Origin of the sequence: Bacillus sp. UNC438CL73TsuS30, from assembly GCF_000482325.1 — a bacterium.
Taxonomy (GTDB): Bacteria; Bacillota; Bacilli; order Bacillales; family Cytobacillaceae; genus Neobacillus.
In genome coordinates this window covers 39,523-56,817 of sequence record NZ_AXVA01000012.1, presented here as the reverse complement: position 1 = coordinate 56,817, position 17,295 = coordinate 39,523, and the positions used below count along the sequence as shown (strand labels likewise).

18 protein-coding genes are annotated in these 17,295 nt (G+C 39.5%); 6 read left to right on the top strand and 12 right to left on the bottom strand.

Annotated elements, in window-relative coordinates; genetic code table 11:
- Positions 1-111: 111 nt before the first annotated feature.
- Positions 112-1,146: a hypothetical protein gene (locus M028_RS29510; RefSeq protein WP_197031381.1), complete on the bottom strand. Its 1,035-nt coding sequence runs from the start codon at positions 1,144-1,146 to the stop codon at positions 112-114.
- Positions 1,147-1,390: 244 nt separating this feature from the next.
- Between M028_RS29510 and M028_RS0105890 the strand changes: the two genes are divergently transcribed.
- On the top strand, positions 1,391-1,906 hold the full coding sequence (locus M028_RS0105890; RefSeq protein ID WP_026573074.1) for a DinB family protein: 516 nt from the start codon (positions 1,391-1,393) through the stop codon (positions 1,904-1,906).
- Between the two features lie 232 nt (positions 1,907-2,138).
- Positions 2,139-2,567, top strand: coding sequence for a VOC family protein (locus M028_RS0105885; RefSeq protein ID WP_026573073.1), 429 nt, complete (start codon positions 2,139-2,141; stop codon positions 2,565-2,567).
- Positions 2,568-2,652: 85 nt separating this feature from the next.
- Here the strand turns inward: M028_RS0105885 and M028_RS0105880 are convergent, their stop codons facing one another.
- From M028_RS0105880 to M028_RS0105855, 6 genes are all read right to left on the bottom strand, one after another.
- Complete coding sequence (locus tag M028_RS0105880; protein ID WP_231510773.1) at positions 2,653-3,270, bottom strand: exonuclease domain-containing protein; 618 nt, start codon at positions 3,268-3,270, stop codon at positions 2,653-2,655.
- A 270-nt stretch (positions 3,271-3,540) separates the two neighbouring features.
- Complete coding sequence (locus M028_RS0105875; protein WP_026573071.1) at positions 3,541-4,215, bottom strand: hypothetical protein; 675 nt, start codon at positions 4,213-4,215, stop codon at positions 3,541-3,543.
- A gap of 27 nt (positions 4,216-4,242) precedes the next feature.
- The gene (locus M028_RS0105870) at positions 4,243-5,607 is read right to left on the bottom strand and encodes an arsenic transporter (protein WP_026573070.1); all 1,365 of its coding nucleotides are present in this window, start codon (positions 5,605-5,607) and stop codon (positions 4,243-4,245) included.
- 311 nt (positions 5,608-5,918) lie between these two features.
- A complete protein-coding gene (locus M028_RS0105865; RefSeq protein WP_026573069.1) occupies positions 5,919-6,485 on the bottom strand; it encodes a TetR-like C-terminal domain-containing protein in 567 nt (188 codons plus the stop codon).
- A gap of 4 nt (positions 6,486-6,489) precedes the next feature.
- Positions 6,490-7,206 (bottom strand): MBL fold metallo-hydrolase, encoded by a 717-nt coding sequence (locus tag M028_RS0105860; protein ID WP_026573068.1) that lies wholly within the window; start codon positions 7,204-7,206, stop codon positions 6,490-6,492.
- A 133-nt stretch (positions 7,207-7,339) separates the two neighbouring features.
- Complete coding sequence (locus M028_RS0105855; protein WP_026573067.1) at positions 7,340-7,570, bottom strand: hypothetical protein; 231 nt, start codon at positions 7,568-7,570, stop codon at positions 7,340-7,342.
- Between the two features lie 237 nt (positions 7,571-7,807).
- On the opposite strand from M028_RS0105855, the gene M028_RS0105850 reads away from it, so the two are divergent.
- Positions 7,808-8,407, top strand: coding sequence for a TetR/AcrR family transcriptional regulator (locus tag M028_RS0105850; protein WP_026573066.1), 600 nt, complete (start codon positions 7,808-7,810; stop codon positions 8,405-8,407).
- A 184-nt stretch (positions 8,408-8,591) separates the two neighbouring features.
- Here the strand turns inward: M028_RS0105850 and M028_RS0105845 are convergent, their stop codons facing one another.
- The 5 genes from M028_RS0105845 to M028_RS0105825 form a co-directional block, all read right to left on the bottom strand.
- Complete coding sequence (locus M028_RS0105845) at positions 8,592-9,428, bottom strand: 3-keto-5-aminohexanoate cleavage protein (protein ID WP_026573065.1); 837 nt, start codon at positions 9,426-9,428, stop codon at positions 8,592-8,594.
- A 33-nt stretch (positions 9,429-9,461) separates the two neighbouring features.
- Positions 9,462-10,805 carry an acetyl-CoA carboxylase biotin carboxylase subunit gene (locus M028_RS0105840; RefSeq protein WP_026573064.1) on the bottom strand — a complete coding sequence of 448 codons (1,344 nt, stop codon included), beginning with the start codon at positions 10,803-10,805 and terminating at the stop codon, positions 9,462-9,464.
- An 80-nt stretch (positions 10,806-10,885) separates the two neighbouring features.
- Positions 10,886-11,434 carry an acetyl-CoA carboxylase biotin carboxyl carrier protein gene (locus M028_RS0105835; protein WP_026573063.1) on the bottom strand — a complete coding sequence of 183 codons (549 nt, stop codon included), beginning with the start codon at positions 11,432-11,434 and terminating at the stop codon, positions 10,886-10,888.
- Between the two features lie 32 nt (positions 11,435-11,466).
- Positions 11,467-12,951, bottom strand: coding sequence for a hypothetical protein (locus M028_RS0105830; RefSeq protein ID WP_026573062.1), 1,485 nt, complete (start codon positions 12,949-12,951; stop codon positions 11,467-11,469).
- 418 nt (positions 12,952-13,369) lie between these two features.
- Complete coding sequence (locus M028_RS0105825) at positions 13,370-14,263, bottom strand: LysR family transcriptional regulator (protein WP_026573061.1); 894 nt, start codon at positions 14,261-14,263, stop codon at positions 13,370-13,372.
- Positions 14,264-14,501: 238 nt separating this feature from the next.
- Here M028_RS0105825 and M028_RS0105820 point away from each other — a divergent pair, with 238 nt between their 5' ends.
- The 3 genes from M028_RS0105820 (at position 14,502) to M028_RS0105810 (ending at position 17,284) form a co-directional block, all read left to right on the top strand.
- Positions 14,502-15,821 (top strand): GntP family permease, encoded by a 1,320-nt coding sequence (locus tag M028_RS0105820; RefSeq protein WP_026573060.1) that lies wholly within the window; start codon positions 14,502-14,504, stop codon positions 15,819-15,821.
- Between the two features lie 246 nt (positions 15,822-16,067).
- A complete protein-coding gene (locus M028_RS0105815) occupies positions 16,068-16,502 on the top strand; it encodes a lipocalin-like domain-containing protein (RefSeq protein WP_026573059.1) in 435 nt (144 codons plus the stop codon).
- A 26-nt stretch (positions 16,503-16,528) separates the two neighbouring features.
- Positions 16,529-17,284, top strand: a complete 756-nt coding sequence (locus M028_RS0105810; RefSeq protein ID WP_026573058.1) for a 3-hydroxybutyrate dehydrogenase — start codon at positions 16,529-16,531, stop codon at positions 17,282-17,284.
- The last annotated feature ends 11 nt before the right edge of the window (positions 17,285-17,295 follow it).

Here is a 17,295-nt window from a genome sequence, read left to right as displayed (position 1 = left end):
AGATTTCTGGTTCTTTTTTTATTTTAATTAGCAAGATCCTTGTGTATGTTTTACTGCTTCGAATAGTAAAAAGAGCTGCACCATTTTTAGGTTCAGCTCTTTTTTCTTTTGTTATGCATTTAATTCGCTGTTTTTTTGATATTGTTTTGGATAATTGCGACTGAATTGGAGAAGGTGGCTTCCACAAAGGCATGCCTCCAAAATGAGCAGGCACGGAACTGCCCATATTCCAGCCGTAATAATTACTTTTTGAATGACGGATAGTGCAGACAAGCCAGGAGCTAGCATGTATGTGAAAGTAAAAAACATACCAAACGTAAAGACCCGACTCCACTGGCTTAGATCATAAATAAAGATTGCCTTTTTTAACCCCAAAGATTTTATTCGCTTATACATTCGATAGATTTCGATCGACTCAACAATTACAAAAATAGTGGCTGCACATAGCCATATCACTATGATTACCTGCTCATTTACTGATTGGGATCGAATACAAGCAAGGCCAGTGATGGACAAGGCACCATGGAGAATACAATTGGTGTTATTCCAGTCCTTTTCAATCGACCACGTAGACGATTTCATAAGATAACGCTTCACGATGATAAACGCACTAATTAAATAGAAGCACAACCCGAGCAGGATAAAGAAATGGTCTACTGCGATGGGTACCTTTTTGTAAACGGAACTCATCACAAGCACTAAGGACTGTGTACTGACGGTTGTTAAGAGCAGGATGCCGTGAACATTTTTACTGAGCTGTTTGCTGTTTAATTCAAAAAATGCTTGAATGCAAATGAGGACGTAAAAAAACCACAGCCCAAAATTGAAATAGGATATGATTTTGGCAATCAGTGCCCATTCGGTAAACTGATTTGAAATTAAAATCGTACAAATTGAGGTCCCCGCCACCCATGTTCCGATTCCAAACCGATTGATTGGATTGGAATAATGGATTTCCCTAAACTTTTTGTTAAAAAAAGTCATGAGGATTGAAAAGGAAAAAGAGCTCCATAAAGCGAAATTGATGACACTGAGAATTTTTTCAAGGGAATGAATTCCGAAAAAGTTAGAAAGTACTCCCTGTGTGATAATTCCAAGCGACATAACCGCTGCCATTGTCGATGTAGGGACATATATTTTTTTCAAAAGAAAAAATGCAATAAGGCTTGCGCACAAAAAGATAAAAATAAAAGAATATAACACTATTATCACCTTAGAAATATTTATAAGTTCACCTAATTGTAACATTTATAGATTGATTTTTTAATGCTCAATGAATTTTATTTAAATATGATGGAGTGCTGGGTTTGCAATTTAGTCAGCATGAAAAATGTGGTAGGATAGTTTTAGTAATTGATTTTTTAAACGAATGGGAAGGGAGAGCTTTAACATGTTGCAGCGACCAAATGAAAATGAATTTCCAGCTTATTATCAACCTTATATTCAGCTAGTTCCTGAAGGTGAACTTTTGCAGGTGCTAAAAGATGATCTCCAAGAAACAATTGCTCTTTTCGAAGGGATTTCCGAGGAAGATAGTTATTTTCGCTATGCTGAAAACAAATGGAGTATAAAAGAAGTACTTTGTCATATAACCGATACGGAGAGAATCATGAGCTACCGCTTGCTTCGAGTGGGCCGCGGTGACGAGACATCTTTAGCCGGATTTGATGAGAATGATTATATAAAAGGCGCCCAAATTGAGAGGCTGCCATTAAAAAATATTCTTGACGATTTTATAGCAACACGAAAAGCCACCATCAGTCTGATCCATAACATGCCGGAAACAGCGTGGGAAAATAACGGATTCGCCAACAACATGCCCATCACCACCCGTGCCATCGCCTACATCATCGCCGGCCACGCCATCCACCACAAAAAAATCGTAAAAGAAAGATACGGTGCCTGACACCGTTCGTGGACAAATGGCTAAATTTGTCCGTGTGTAATGGACACACTCATTTTCAAGTTTTTTTATTATTTTTTATTTTTTCATTGCGAACATTTGTTCCAGGTTATATAATTTATTTATGGGCAATAATAGGATTTGTGTTTCTTCATTGCTTTGATAAAAATCAATGAACTAATCTTTGCTCATAGCAAAATAAAAAAATATGAATGAACCGGGAGATGATTGATTAATGACCGTACGTTTAATTCCTTATTTAGTGATGAATGGTAATGCAAAAGAAGCAATCCAATTTTATCAGAACGCATTGGATGCTCAAGTTCTCTTTTCACAATCTTTTGGTGAAATGCCGGCAAACCCGGACTTCCCTCTTCCTGCGGAAGCAAAGGATCTTGTCTCGCATGCAACAATAAAAGTTGGTGAAACGGAACTAATGTTTTCTGATACGTTTCCTGGTCAACCGCATCAAACTGGATCACAGGTTACAATCTGTGTTACAACCGACGATGCGGACCAAGCAAGAAAATTCTTTGATGCTTTATCGGACAACGGTCAGGTGACCATGCCGCTCCAAGAAACTTTTTTTAGTCCGGCATACGGCAATGTAATCGACAAGTTTGGTGTCCACTTCCAAATCTTCACGGAAGGCAAACAACATTAAAAAAATTGCATCTAGTGATACATAAAAAACAAGAAAGTCCCCTGCCAAAAAGGGGACTTTCTTGTTTTTAAAATATTTAACCCGCTTACCCCATTTTCCTCTTGGCTGCAGCGGGCTGATATTTCCGCATTGGGCCATATTCAAGGACTTCCTGTAAATAGAGATTCCCATTAGGACTTGTTTTCTTGAGCAATTCCATCAAGTATGTAATATCGTCCATTGCTCTATGTGTCTGGTGATTCGTGATATTATGCGATTGTAAAAGAGTTAAAAGCTTTCCATTTGCGAAGCCATAGTTTTTCCAAGGAATATTCCGCATCGTGCAAAACCATTTCTGATCATTCACCTCTGGGTACATATGAACCAAGAAGCTGCGGTCAAATGAAGCATTATGAGCAAATATAGAATCCGCACGGTGAAAATAGGTTTTTATTTTCTCATCATAAAAACTTTTTCCTCTGACAGAATCGTAGGGAATACCATGAATCCTATAGGCCCGCTCATAATTGTTCAGAGCGGAACTGGACAACGGCTCACGCAAAAAAGAATCTTCCTCAAGAACATCCAAAATCTCTCCAGTATCATCCCGATAAGAAAATAATTTTAATGCAAGTTCAATCACTTCATCTGTAGTAGGTCCTAAACCAGTTGTTTCTACATCGACTAACAAGCCTAATTTTTGGATACTGTGCAAATTTATCACCTTTTATCTGTTATCTTATCCCTATTATAACAAAGCTTATCTTACCTTCCTATTTCCAAATTAAGCAAAGAATAAGACAGCGGGAACCAAGTGATTGAAAAAAACATATCTTAAAAGTAAATACATGGTGAAAGTCCGTGGCACCCATATGCCACGGACAGATTGTAAATCCGGAATCATTTATTTATCCATCTTGTCTGTTTAACAGAAGATGGATTATTTTTTGCCGTTTTTCGTCCACTAAGCAAAATGTTCTGAATCTCCTTTTCATTAAGGCAATTGAATCGTTTTAATATGCTCTAAGTTCCGATACACCGTTTCCCTTTCCGCTGTAACAATCGTCATTTTGTTATTTCGAACCTTTTGAAGCAATCCGATTTTTTCCGGATGGTCACCGCCGTCTAAAATAACCATTTGGTTTTCCAACTTTTTCATCTGTTCTTCAAAGGTCCTGGCCAACGGAGCAGCTGCTGGAATTAGCGGAATACTTTCTTTGTTTAAATTATAAGGCGTTGCATTTTCAGGATATGGAATCAGCCACTTTACATGCTGCATCGAAATAAACATCGTTTTGTAAGCGGGTGAATGGAAGACAAAATAGTCATTTAAAATGCTGGTTAAATAACCATGGATGGATTTGTTTCCTGTCACATAAACCTGGACAAACCGTCCTTTTGCATTGTTTAATATTTTACGAAAAGAGATGGATTGTGTATCGAGCTCAATTGGTTTTTCTGAAGGTGGGCTTTCAAAATAATACTCCTCAATCACGATTTCTTTTAATCTTTGAATGTGAACAACTGGGATATAGAGAAAAGATTGAGTTCTGCCATCATAAATCACAATGATGTCCAGCCCGGAATCAACAAGAACTCCGATATGGAAACTCCCCCCGGAAATTTCAATCTCGATATTTTTTCCTAATAATTCATTAAAATCATTCATTATGATTCTCCTTTTTCCTGCATACGATTATGATTGAAGTGCTCCTCCAAAAATCCATGAAACCCAATAATATAAGACTACTAATGTGAATATTACAGCAGGAGGAATAACGACACCTGTGATTTTTACATACTCCCACCACGTAATGCGTACTTTTCCTCTTCTGACAATGTGCATCCACATCAAGGTTGCCAAGGTTCCCATCGGGAGCAGTAAGGACCCCATATCACTGCCAATGACATTCGCAAGATAGGAAACTTTCAAAGTGAGCGTGTCCAAACCCATATTGGTTAATGTTAAAGTTCCTACCATTAACGCCGGGTGGTTATTGAAGATATTGGAGAGGACTGATAAAAGCACGCCCATCATAACACTTGCATGGAGCAGGCTCCCGGAGACAATCGGGCGCATAAATCCAACCAGCCATTCGGTTAAGCCGATATTATGGAGACCGTAAATAACCACATACATGCTAAAAGCAAAAATGATGATATACCAAGGTGTTTTTTTCAACATATCGGTAGGAGGAACCTTTAAATACATCCACCTCCAGCCCAAGAGAACAAGTGAGCCAAAAACAGCCATTACAGATACGGGAATGGAAAAGAACGAAGCGACAAATAGGCTGACTCGGACAGCAAACACGAATAAAAGAACGTTTCGCATAAAACGGGAGCGCTGCTTTTCCGTTTTATAAATTGGTCCAGGTTTAAGCGGGTGATAGGATGGGAATGACAATCCGGTAACTTTTGCCGGGACAGTCTTTGGAAGGATTTTATAAAATCTTAGAAACAGCAGACCAACGAGAAAAAGCAGACCAAGTGTGGCTGGGACAAACATCATCGCAGTATGCATATATAACGACATATCAACGATTTTTAACGCAATTAGATTTACAATATTACTTACCCCAATCGGTGCACTCGATGCAGTCGCAATCAAGCCACCAGAAAGTAAATAAGGAATCTTTTGATGATTTTTTAACCCCATATTATTAAGTAACATAACAAGAATAGGGGTGGTAATTAGGATACTACCATCATTGTTGAAAAAAAGTGTCATAAGAAAACATAAAAGGTTGACGTACCAGAATAAACGAATTCCGGAACCCTTTGCTTTGGCAGCGAGCTTCTCCGCCACCCAGTGGAAAAATCCAAAGCTCTCGAGAACAATCGCCATGACGATCGTGGCCATAATAGTAATCGCGGCACCACTGATTGTTTCGGTGATGATTCCAAGGTCGGAAAGTGTTACACTTCCGCTTAATAACACAAGGATCGCGCCAATCGTGGCCGGAATCGCTTCGTTGATTCCTTTAGGCCTCCAGAGAATGAAAACTAGTGTAACTACAAATGTGAGTATGGTCATCCAAACCATCGGTTGAAGAAACATGTCTTTCCCCTTTCAAACTAGTTCGTAATTCATGATGTTTCATGAGACGACCTCCCTCCTCAGGTGGATACTCCGCTCTTGTTCCCCCCTTCCATCTATCCCTATTGCCAGGATGTACTCTATGTATATGTATCACACGAGAGACAAGCTTGGGTTTGTACCCGTTTTTTCGACAAATCCGCAAGACACTATAAACGTTCGTCCAAACAAAAAGTGACAGGCACTATGTGAATTTATTCACATAGTGCCTGTCACCGTTCGTGGACTTTTCGCCCTCTTTGTCCGTGTGTAGTGGACATTACAATGAAGGATTAATCCTCCATTCCAGCGAGGAAGGCCCTTATTATGATGAGCAGGCTTTCGTCGGCATTCAGTGCCATTTTAAATCCGCCTCTTTGTTCTAATGAAGAAAAGCCGTGGAGGATGCTTCGTAAACCTCTTACGGCATGAATCGCCCGGTCCCCCTCTAAATCATAAGCCTGTAATACCCGGAGAGTAAGCTCGACGATTTTCGTGCCTGTCTGCTGAACTTCCTCATCCTCCGGGTCTGGCGCCATTAATGTTGCTTCATAAACTCCCGGGTGTCTCCTCGCAAATTGAACATATGCCTTACTTAATGCAATGACAGCTTTATCCCCCGATACCCCAATCGCTGCCTGCGCCAATTCGCCATAAAGCTGATTTAACCCATAAATAGCAAGCTCCTTCCGTAATCCCGGCAGGCCATCAAAATGGTTATACAACGATGGCGGCCGGATATTTAATTTCTTTGCAAGATTGGCCAAGGTAACCTCTACTGATCCATAATGGTCAGCGATTTCCCCTGCCGCTTCAAGAATCGTTGTTAAATCAAGTCCTACTTTCGGTCTGGGTGACATTTGCTTATGCTCCTTTTCTTACTTTTCTCTCAAAATTTTCAATTGCCTGTTCCATTGCTCCTACAGGATTCTCTATCATTTCACCATGCCCGACAGCAAGCAGTGCTGGTCGGAACCCCGCTAATTTCTTTGCACTTGCTAATGCTGTTGGTTTACTCCATGTTCCAAAAGCAGGGAAAGGAAACCAAGGCTTTATATCTCCCGCGACAGCGATGCCCCCTCTTGTTTGGAATGCATCCCCAGCAATTAACGCATTGGTTCTTTTATCTAAAAAGGACATCGACCCGGGCGTATGTCCTGGCGATGCGATTGCGGTCAAAGAACCAACCTGATCGCCATTGTTCAATAATACATTGGCCCGCGTTTGTAAACTTTTCGGAACGCCGCCTTTAATTGGGGTTGGGTCTTCATGTTGTTCCAGCGAACGGTCACCGCTCATTAATCGGTGATCCCTTACTGAAATATACACCGGGACATCCGGAAATTCTGCTTTGATTAAATCAAGTGCGCCTACATGGTCCTCATGGGCATGGGTTAAAACAATTTTAGTGATTGGGTTGCCAATTCGTTTCGCTGCTTGAAGAATCCCTTTTGCATTAAAGGAAAGAGCAGCATCGACTAGGGTTAATCCCTCTTCCTCCTCCACCAAATAGCAATTGACAGGAAAAACCTTGGCCATGAACGTTACTTGATACAAAAAACCGTTCTTGATCATTCTCATTATGATCATCCCCTTTTAACTAATATTATTAGTTTTATAATAACTAATGTCATTAGTTTTATCAAGTGATAAATGGAAAAAATTATAAAAAAACCTCACTTTCGGAGTTCCTTCCAAAGTGAGGCGCTAAAATTTATAAACTATTATCTTCATTACCTTCTCCAAGCGGGTTTCTATTTTGATACCAATTTGTCACCTGTGTCAGGATGGAAAAGACAAAGAAGAAATTCATCGCCCAGACGTTGATAAATGGAGTCATACCTCCGAATTCAATCGTTTGATATCCTTTTAAATACATGACAATCAGTGATTCTAGAAACATTAAAATAAAACCAAGAACCCCTGCAACTGTTGCACGAATCAATTCATTCCCCTCCATTAGCTTCTAAAGCATAGATTTCCGACAAATATGTGAACATCCCTACTACAATTATATTCCAGTTGGATTTAGAACAATAGTCTGGAGGAAAAAAAACTTTTTATTTTTTTACATCTCTATATTAGTCAATCAATACAAATACATTCAGAAAACTTTTATTTTTCCCAACGAAATAATTTATAATAGAGGGTAATAACAAAAGGGGAGTGTTTTTACTAGATTATGGATAGCGAATTTGTTATTTCCTCCAAGAGAAAAGATGCCAATAAAAATGCCGTGAAAATCCTGGAGGCGGCGAAAAAGATATTCTCCCAAAAAGGGTTAGAGACAACCATCGAAGAAATCGCACTCGAAGCCAATGTGGGAGTTGGCACCATATACAGAAGATTCAACAACAAAGATCAATTAGCGAACGCTGTCGCCAATGAAGTCATTTCCGAGATTTATCAGGAACAAGTAGACATCTTAAAATCCAATCAACCCGCCATTGATAAGGTTTATAAAATATTTGCCTGTTATGGAAAAATCACGCAAAAATATGGAGAAATCCATCCAATGATTGTTGAACTATTAGTCACAGACAAAGGCGACACGGATTTCAAACAAACCTTTTTGTCCAATTTAAAACAACTCTATTCTGAAGCAATCGAACATGGTCAAAAAGAAGGGGTTTTTCGAGAGGGCGATCCACGGATATATGAAATATTTCTCCTCAATATGATAAACCCTCAAATGGTCAACCAAATGGCCGAAATTATACCGTTGGAAAATACCCCTTATTTTTTAGCCGATTTAGCCCTAAATGGAATCCTAAAAAAATAAGTTCCTTCACGCCAAAAAGGGGCAGCCACAAAAGCCCCCTTTGGTTCTATTTTTAAAACTATCCCTCGACACCTGGACCTACTTTTGACCAACCGGCAATTTTTTATTTTCCGGACAACCAGTCAATCATTTAAAACCTCTTATTCCGCTTCTCCCATTATTCATCCCCCATATGAATAACCGATTAAGCATTAACTGAACTTTTCACCTTAAGACCTAAAATTTTTCTCGCCTCATCAGGTGTTGCGATTTCCCGGCCCAGTGTATTCGCTAAATCTACGATTCTCTTAACAAATTGAGCATTGGTTTTGGCCAGTTCTCCCTTACGGAAATAAACCGCATCCTCCATTCCGACACGAACATGACCACCAAGCAAAATCGTCATCGTATTGATCATTAATTGATCCTTACTCGCACCAATCGCTGACCAATACGCCCCTTCTGGAATACTATTTTTCATAAACATAAGATTTTCTGGTGTTGCAGGGATGCCTCCTTGAGCTCCCAGAACAAATTGGAAAAAGAAGGGGTCCTTAATTAATCCTTTTTTCGCTACGCGCATTGCATTATGAATCATCCCCACATCAAACACTTCAAGCTCCGGCTTTACACCTGTTTCGAGCATCTTTTCCGCCAATTGTTCAAGCATCCCTTGTGTATGAATAAACACATTCGGTCCGATATTAAAGGATCCGGCATCAAAGGAAGCGAGTTCCGGCTGTAATTCACAAATCGGGAAGCGTTTTGTAACATCGCGAAGCTCACCCCCGGCCGTCGTATAGTTAATGATAATATCACAATTTTTTTCTTCCAGCAGTCTTCTTACTTCACGATACTTCTCTGCATCCAATGTTGGAATTCCGTTGTCATCCCGGACATGGATATGAGCAATCGCTGCACCTGCTTGCCATGATTCATAGATAGAATCGGCAATTTCTTGTGGAGTAGTCGGTAAATAAGGAGTATGCTCCTTTGTCGCAAAGTCACCTGTTGTGGCTACCGTGATAATTAATTTTTCCATCTTCTTTCCCCGCCTTATAATGAAAGAATTTTTTTAAGCCAAAACCTTTTCCAACAAACGTGTATGAACATGGCCACTTGCAAAATCTTCGTCTTGTAAAACATGTTTTAAGAATGGGATGGTGGTATGAATTCCTTCGACATGAAATTCTTCTAAGGCAACTAGCATTCTTTGAATCGCATGGGCACGGTTATCTCCATGGACAATAACTTTTGCAATCATCGAATCATAGAACACCGGCACGGTATAGCCTTGGTAACAATGCGTGTCCACCCGTACGCCAGGCCCTTGCGGCATTTGCCATTTTGTAATCAATCCTGGAGAAGGGCGGAAGCCTTCTTCCGGTGCTTCTGCATTGATCCGGCATTCAAGTGCATGTCCTTTAAACGAAATATCTTCTTGAGCAAATCGTAGTTTCTCACCGTTCGCTACATTGATCTGCTCCTGAATCAGATCGACACCGGTAATCAATTCGGTAACCGGGTGCTCCACTTGAATTCGCGTGTTCATTTCAAGGAAATAAAAGGTTCCTTCATCTTCGTCCACGATAAATTCAACCGTCCCCGCACTTTCATACGAAATATTTTCAGCCAGTTTTACAGCTGACCTCCGAATACTCTCACGCAGCTCTTCAGAAATGTTTGGCGCCATCGCCTCTTCAACTAATTTTTGGTGGCGGCGCTGAGTGGAACAATCCCGTTCACCAAGGTGAATGGCGTTGCCATATTTATCGCCAAGTACTTGAACTTCAATGTGACGAGCATTGGCGATATACTTTTCAACATACATCGTTCCATCGCCAAAAGCGGACTTCGCCTCAGCAGAAGCGGATTCAAAAACGGTTTTCACAACGGATTTGTCAGTCACAATTTTCATGCCGCGGCCGCCGCCCCCTGCTGCAGCTTTTAACATGATTGGCAAGCCGATTTTGTCAATCGTTTCAATGACTTCTTCATACGTAGAAACTTTTTCCGAACCCGGCAGGACAGGAACACCACATTTTTCCGCAATGTCGCGGGCAACAAGTTTATTCCCCATTTTTAAAATATGGTCAGGCTGCGGTCCGACATAAACAAGACCGTTTTCGGCACAAGCCTCTGCCAATTCTGGTACTTCCGATAAAAATCCATATCCCGGATGGATCGCATCTGCTTTTACAGCTAAAGCGGTTGTAATAATGACTGGAATGTTCAGATAACTTTTAGATGCACTAGGCGGCCCAATTAGAACGGCGCGGTCTGCTAATCTAGCTGGGTAACTGTCTTTGTCTGCCTCCGAAACGGCCAAGATTGTTTCAATCCCTAAAACCTTACATGTCCGAATGATTCGAACCGCGATTTCACCTCGGTTAATAATAAGAATTCGTGAAATGGTCATTTAAACGCTCCCTCTCCCATTTATCCTTCTTCCTTTTAAACCATCAGCAGGGGAAATCCCCTACTGACGAAACAGTCTTTTTACTTTACCTTTACTGCCAATAATGGCTGTCCGTATTCCACTAGCTGAGAATCTTCCACGAGAATTTCTGTAACCTCGCCTGTGACTCCAGCCATAATGGCACTGTAAACTTTCATGATTTCAATTAATCCCACTGTAGTATCGTTTTCAATTTTATCCCCTACTTTTACATATGGAGCAGCTCCAGGCTCAGGCTGAGCATAAAACAGTCCGGTCATGGCCGCTTTAATATAGAAGACTCCCTCATCTGAATCTTTCTCAGCAGGTTTTGAAACAGCCGGCTTTTCTTGTACAGGCTGCTCAAGAGCAACAGCTGCCTCTTCGAACTGTTCTTTTATTGCAGGGATTTCCACAACACTCGCCTGTTGTGCAGCCTGCTCTTTCACTGCTTGGACAGCGCTTGATTCAACGACGCCGTTTTTGCCAATCACAATCTTGAAATCTTTACTTTCTAAATTCAAATAGTTAAAGGATGATTCATCTAATTTTTCTAAAAGGGTTGTAATATTTTCAATATCATTAAGGCCGTCAAATAAGTTTTTTGTCATTATTTATTCCTCCAATTATATAAATCTATTTTTTAGTTATTGGTTAAAACAAGCGAACCACTGTGACCTTGAATTTGTACATGAGTAATATCAGGCTGCTTGCTTAAGCGATCCAAAAGTTGTGCAAGCGGTGTAGAAGCTGAAAAATATTGACGGTACGGACCCGCTTTACGCATCTCCTCAATATCTTTTGTTCCTTTCATGATATAACGCAACATGAACTCTTCATCCGAAAGTGTCGGACCGCCAAATTGCTCTTTCACTTTCTTAATTGGAATATCTTCAACTGCCTCATAATGTAATTCTTTTGCACGTGGTAAATTTAGGAATTTATCTTTTAAATTTTGGTCCATCATCAAATAACCTGAATCTTCACTATATATACCTGCTGCAAATTGGATCAATTCATCAATAACAACTTTGTAACGTTCTCCAGTTGCAACATTGATGGCTGCTTGTGTCACCATGAATTGCGAATATGGTGTAATCATCACGGGATAACCTAGTTCTGCTCGAATTCGAATCGATTCTTCAACAACTTCATTCACTCTATTGTGAAGATTCATCGCTTTCAATTGATGGTGCAGATTGGAAATAACACCGCCAGGTACTTGGTGTATATATTGTGAGTAATCGTACTCAAGAGGAGCGCCGATTGGTAAGTTATCCGCCTTCGCCACCACCATGAGACGATCTGAAATTCTTTGAATCCGTTCGAGATCCAAGTTATGATCAAAATCCAAATATTTTGCATTCGCCACTGTTGTAAAAACAGATGGTTGTCCTGAACCACCAGCCAATGGCGGAATGGCTGTATGTAAAGTCCGTACACCAAGTTTCATTGCTTCTACATAAAGTTCATCTGCAAGTCCTGTTGTACCATGAGTATGGAATTCAACAGGGATTCCATTTGAATTTTCGATAATAATCGGTAATAGTCTTCTAAGGCTTTCAACTGTCAACAAACCAGCTGCATCTTTAAAATAAATGACATCCGGCTTATTTGCCGCCACTTCTTTCGTTTTCTTCGCAAAATATTCATCTGTATGTCTTGGTGAGATACTATAAGCAACGGCATGTGCAATTTCCATTCCTTTACTGCGCAAATAAGGAAGGAACCATGGGAAATCTGTTTTTAAATTTCCAAAAATATTAGCCATCGTCTGTACACGATTAAGGGCACCGCGTTCAATTAATAAGTCGTAGAACAGCTTAGCAACAGATGGAGGAGTTTCTAATAGCTCAAATAGGACAAGGCCCGGTTCACCCATAAATGCCTTTTTGGCATTCGGCATTTTTTCCCCAACGATTTTCGTTAACTCCCATGGATCTTCTTTTAAATCACGAATAATTTTTTTGAAATTGTACGGCATTAATGGTACTTCTACTACTTGAAATCCCGCTTTATCCAGATCCTCTGCAACTGCCTCTACCATTCCCGTACGCGATTCTGCCGCCCATAGACTTTGGGTTCCATCGCGCAAGGTTGTATCTACGTATTGTAATTCCTTTGCCATTGCTTCATCTCCCATTCTGGTATCGTTTTCATATTTTTGAAAATTCAATTTATAAAACGGAATGAATATTCCTGTTTGTTATTTTATCCCCTTGTTATATTCAGTGTCAATATCTATTTTTTCTTAAAATTCGATATATTACTACAAAGAGGATGTCAGAATTCTGTCGAATAATGTAAGGATTTAGAGTGAAATTGTTTGCGGTAATAAGGTATTTGTAGAAAACTAGCGGAATCTTGCCGAAAAGTGAAAAATTTGTAGGTTATAACCCAAAATACTATTTCTATATAACAAAATATTTTTACACTATAACAATCGATTCTTTCTAATAAGAAAAAACCGAAAATAGACAAGTAGTATAAACTTGTCTATTTTTCGGTCCATTGATCCTTTTGGATATGTGCTTAAACGATGATTTTTATTCCATCATCGACTCGAGTCGTTCTTTCAAAAATTGAATCCATTCTCTTGTCGCATAAGAAATATAGCCATCCTTCCTCCAGACAATGCCGATTTGCCAATCGACCTGATCAACAATCGGGAGCACCTTTATACCCTTATGTGCTACATTCAATTGCGTTAAATGACTTTGAGGTAGGATGCTGATACCGATATTGCAAGAAACCATCTCAAGAATGAATTTCCACTGAGACGTCTCACAAATAATATTTGGTTCAAAACCGATTCGTTCACATTCTTTCAAAATAAAGCGGCGGACAGCAAAACCCTCATGAAAGATGATAAATTTTTCATCCTTTAGATCTTCCCATTTTACCGTTTCTCTGTACGCAAGAGGATGTGTATGATGAACAAGCAAGCGGAGATCCCCCTTCAAAAACGGAAAATAGTTAATCGGTTCATTCATCGGCACCTCGAGCACAATCAAATCTAGTTCCCCATTGAATAACGCACTTTTTAAATTCACTTCTCCATCTTCCACAAAACGAACGGTGATGTCGGGATATTGTTTATTAAAGGCGGACAAAATGTCTGTAAGAATTTCCGTACCAACCGAAGAAAAAATCCCCATCTTGATTGAGCCTTTATTCGCATTTTTTATATCATCCAATTCTTGATAAAAATGGCGGTATAATTGAGAAATTTGTTCACCATAGTGAAAAAGTAATTTTCCAGTATCCGTCAAATCCAGCTTTCTTGTTGTCCGTATCAATAACTGTACGCCTAATTCTTTTTCTAAGTCTTTTACTACATTACTAATGGTAGGCTGGGAAACATACAAATGTTCGGCTGCTTTCGAAAAGCCACCTTGTTTTACTACTTCTGTAAAGTAATGAATTTGTCGATTGTCCATCCTTCCCCCTCCCTCATCTTCATTTATAGGATATACAAATAGATGTTATTCAACATATGTATTTTTATTATAATTGTATAACTTCTATAATATTGAAATGATCGAAAAATGGAATCAAATAATAAAACGTTTTCTTAACATTTCTGGTCTGCTTAGCAATGTTTTGCTTCAGGATGAACCAATACATGACCAAAAAAAAGTCCTGGAAGCAGGTACGAATCATTAGGGGGGATTTAAAATGGAAATCATTCAAGTCGTGGGAATAGTGCTCGCGATTGTCGTGATCATATATGCCGCAATGAAGGGCTATAATATTTTGATGGTTGCTCCGATTGCTTCCATCATCGTAATTGTAACGAACCAAATGGACTTTTTCCCGTACATCATAGGAGCAAAGCATTCTTATATGACGGGTCTTGCAGGATTTATTATCAATTTCTTCGCTGTATTTTTGTTAGGAGCCATTTTCGCCAAATATATCGATGTGAGCGGGGCTGCTCAATCTATCGCGCAAAAGATTTTAGGAAAAACAGGTACAGATAAGCCATTTCCAATCTTAGTAGCGCTTTTCGTTATCACGGCCGTTCTAACGTATGGCGGTCTTAGTTTATTTGTCGTTGTGTTTGTACTCGTTCCGCTTGCAAAACCATTATTTAAACAATTAAATATCGCCTGGAACTTAATTTCCATCCCAATCATGCTAGGTTTAGGTACGTTTACCATGACGATGCTGCCTGGAACACCTTCCATTCAAAATGTTGTTCCAACAGCCTATCTTGGGACAACGCTTACCGCTGCACCACTTCTAGGAGTAATTGGTACAGTCGTTGCCATTGCCTTCGGTCTTTGGTATATGAAATCTATGTTAAAGAAAAGTATTGCAAGAGGAGAAAAATTTTCTGATTTTGAAGTAAGTGAGACGAAAGATGAATTAAAAAAAGAGGTGCCTTCATTTTTCATAAGTATCCTGCCAATTGTACTTCTCATTGTCATTATTATTGTTGGCAGTGCATTAAAAATACCGAATATTATCTTAATTGCATTAGCAGTCTCTATTATTGTCTCAGCGCTTTTCTTTAACAAATATATTCCGAGTCAAAAAATGGTCATCAATGAAGGTGCTAGCAGTTCTATCATGCCTGTCTTTTTAACTTCTTCAACGGTTGCTTTTGGTGTTGTCATCACATTGGCACCGGGATTTAAATATATTTCTGACTTTATATTAGGTATCCCAGGTAATCCACTCATCAGTTTATCCATTGCTTCTGCAGCTTTTGGAGCCATAACCGGTTCTGCTTCAGGATCCTTGGGGATTGTATTGGGGGCCTTCGCTAAAAATTATTTAGCGATGGGAATTGATCCTGAAGTCATCCACAGGGTAGCAGCTGTGGCATCGGCTGTTTTTACCGTCATGCCGCATAGTGGCGTTGTATTAACGTTTTTTGCCCTAACAGGACTTAATCATAAAAATGGCTTTAAATATCAATTTATCGCCATGACCGGTGCCAATCTCTTCGCCTTAATCGCAGTATTAATCGCAGCCATCCTTATTTATTAATGGAAGTCTGGTGAATTTTTCACCAGATTTTTTTATAGAAGGATTGTGAATATAATCACAAGATTTATTTACATGATAACATATTGTGAAACTATGAACAAAAGAAATTTTACAAAAAATCTCGCCTAATATATAGGTTTAACGAATATATCTTATTGATATTATGTATTTTTATTATATATGTATAACAACTATAATAATTTATGTAATCAGTTAGAAAGAAACATATTAAGAAGGTGGATGTAAATGGCAAAAACATTTCGTGAAAAAGTGATTGGTACATGGTCGTTAGTATCTTACCAAACAACAGATAGAAGCGGAAAGGTCATATATCCTTTAGGAAAAGACGCAAAAGGATTTATCATGTATAACCCGGATGGCTATATGTCTGCACAAATCATGGCTCCAGGCCGCTCTGCTTATAAATCTGGTGATCTGCATACGGGTACAAAAGAAGAAATGGCAGAAGCAGCGCATGGTTATCTTGCTTATTCAGGTCATTTTGAAGTGGATGAAGAAAAGCAAGAATTAACCCATCATATGGACGTAAGCATGAATCCAACATGGCTTGGTCAATCACAGCCTCGAATCGCCAAATTAAACGATGACACGGTTGTTATATTTAACGGACTTAAACCAGAAGATAAACTTACATGGAAACGTGTTAAAAAAGATATCTAACTCAATAAACTATAGGAGGTCTACTTATGTCACAAGAACGTACCGTGATTGTAACCGGCGCAGCTCAAGGAATTGGCTACGCTATTGCAGAGGAATTTAAAAACAATGGTGACTTTGTGGCCATCTTTGATTTAAATGAAGATGCCGCAAAAAGCGCCGCTGAAACATTAGGAAATGCAAAAGGCTATCAAGTAAATGTCGCAAACGAAGAAAGTGTACAATCCGCAGTTGAAAAAGTCATCGCGGAACGTGGAACGGTGGATGTCCTCATCAACAATGCAGGAGTTCAGTTTATTTCTCCTGTTGAAGATTTCCAGGAAGAAAAATGGGACTTGGTTGTTGATGTCATTCTAAAAGGTACATTCTTAACAACGAAACATGTGCTTCCTGCTATGAAGAAACAAAGAAAAGGCCGGATCATTACGATTTCTTCTGGACACGGCAGAAGGCCTGATGCGTATAAATCCGCTTATGTTGCAGCGAAATACGGTCAAATTGGGTTTACAAACGTCGTAGCGATGGAAAACGCACAATATGGCATAACGGCGAATTCAATTTTACCTGGACCAACTCGTACAGCCTTAATCGAAAAGCAATTACCAAAACTTGCAGAACAAGATGGAACAACGATAGAAGAAGCATTAAATCATCACATCTTAGGAGCGCAATGGATGAAGCGATTACTTGAACCATCTGAAATTGCCGCTACAGCCTTATTCTTAGCATCAGACGGTGCAGCAGCCATCACGGGTGAAGCCCTTGGCGTTACGGGCGGAGAGTAAGATCATACTGA

What these genes read in the sequence shown, in the direction of transcription:
- M028_RS0105870 (WP_026573070.1), bottom strand. Translation starts at nt 5,607, where the DNA reads ATGTTTCTTCAACCGATGGTTTGGATGACCATACTCACATTTGTAGTT.
- M028_RS0105875 (WP_026573071.1), bottom strand. Translation starts at nt 4,215, where the DNA reads ATGAATGATTTTAATGAATTATTAGGAAAAAATATCGAGATTGAAATT.
- M028_RS0105810 (WP_026573058.1), top strand. Translation starts at nt 16,529, where the DNA reads ATGTCACAAGAACGTACCGTGATTGTAACCGGCGCAGCTCAAGGAATT.
- M028_RS0105820 (WP_026573060.1), top strand. Translation starts at nt 14,502, where the DNA reads ATGGAAATCATTCAAGTCGTGGGAATAGTGCTCGCGATTGTCGTGATC.
- M028_RS0105815 (WP_026573059.1), top strand. Translation starts at nt 16,068, where the DNA reads ATGGCAAAAACATTTCGTGAAAAAGTGATTGGTACATGGTCGTTAGTA.
- M028_RS0105885 (WP_026573073.1), top strand. Translation starts at nt 2,139, where the DNA reads ATGACCGTACGTTTAATTCCTTATTTAGTGATGAATGGTAATGCAAAA.
- M028_RS0105890 (WP_026573074.1), top strand. Translation starts at nt 1,391, where the DNA reads ATGTTGCAGCGACCAAATGAAAATGAATTTCCAGCTTATTATCAACCT.
- M028_RS0105840 (WP_026573064.1), bottom strand. Translation starts at nt 10,805, where the DNA reads ATGACCATTTCACGAATTCTTATTATTAACCGAGGTGAAATCGCGGTT.
- M028_RS0105825 (WP_026573061.1), bottom strand. Translation starts at nt 14,263, where the DNA reads ATGGACAATCGACAAATTCATTACTTTACAGAAGTAGTAAAACAAGGT.
- M028_RS0105835 (WP_026573063.1), bottom strand. Translation starts at nt 11,434, where the DNA reads ATGACAAAAAACTTATTTGACGGCCTTAATGATATTGAAAATATTACA.
- M028_RS0105850 (WP_026573066.1), top strand. Translation starts at nt 7,808, where the DNA reads ATGGATAGCGAATTTGTTATTTCCTCCAAGAGAAAAGATGCCAATAAA.
- M028_RS0105865 (WP_026573069.1), bottom strand. Translation starts at nt 6,485, where the DNA reads ATGTCACCCAGACCGAAAGTAGGACTTGATTTAACAACGATTCTTGAA.
- M028_RS0105830 (WP_026573062.1), bottom strand. Translation starts at nt 12,951, where the DNA reads ATGGCAAAGGAATTACAATACGTAGATACAACCTTGCGCGATGGAACC.
- M028_RS0105845 (WP_026573065.1), bottom strand. Translation starts at nt 9,428, where the DNA reads ATGGAAAAATTAATTATCACGGTAGCCACAACAGGTGACTTTGCGACA.
- M028_RS0105860 (WP_026573068.1), bottom strand. Translation starts at nt 7,206, where the DNA reads ATGAGAATGATCAAGAACGGTTTTTTGTATCAAGTAACGTTCATGGCC.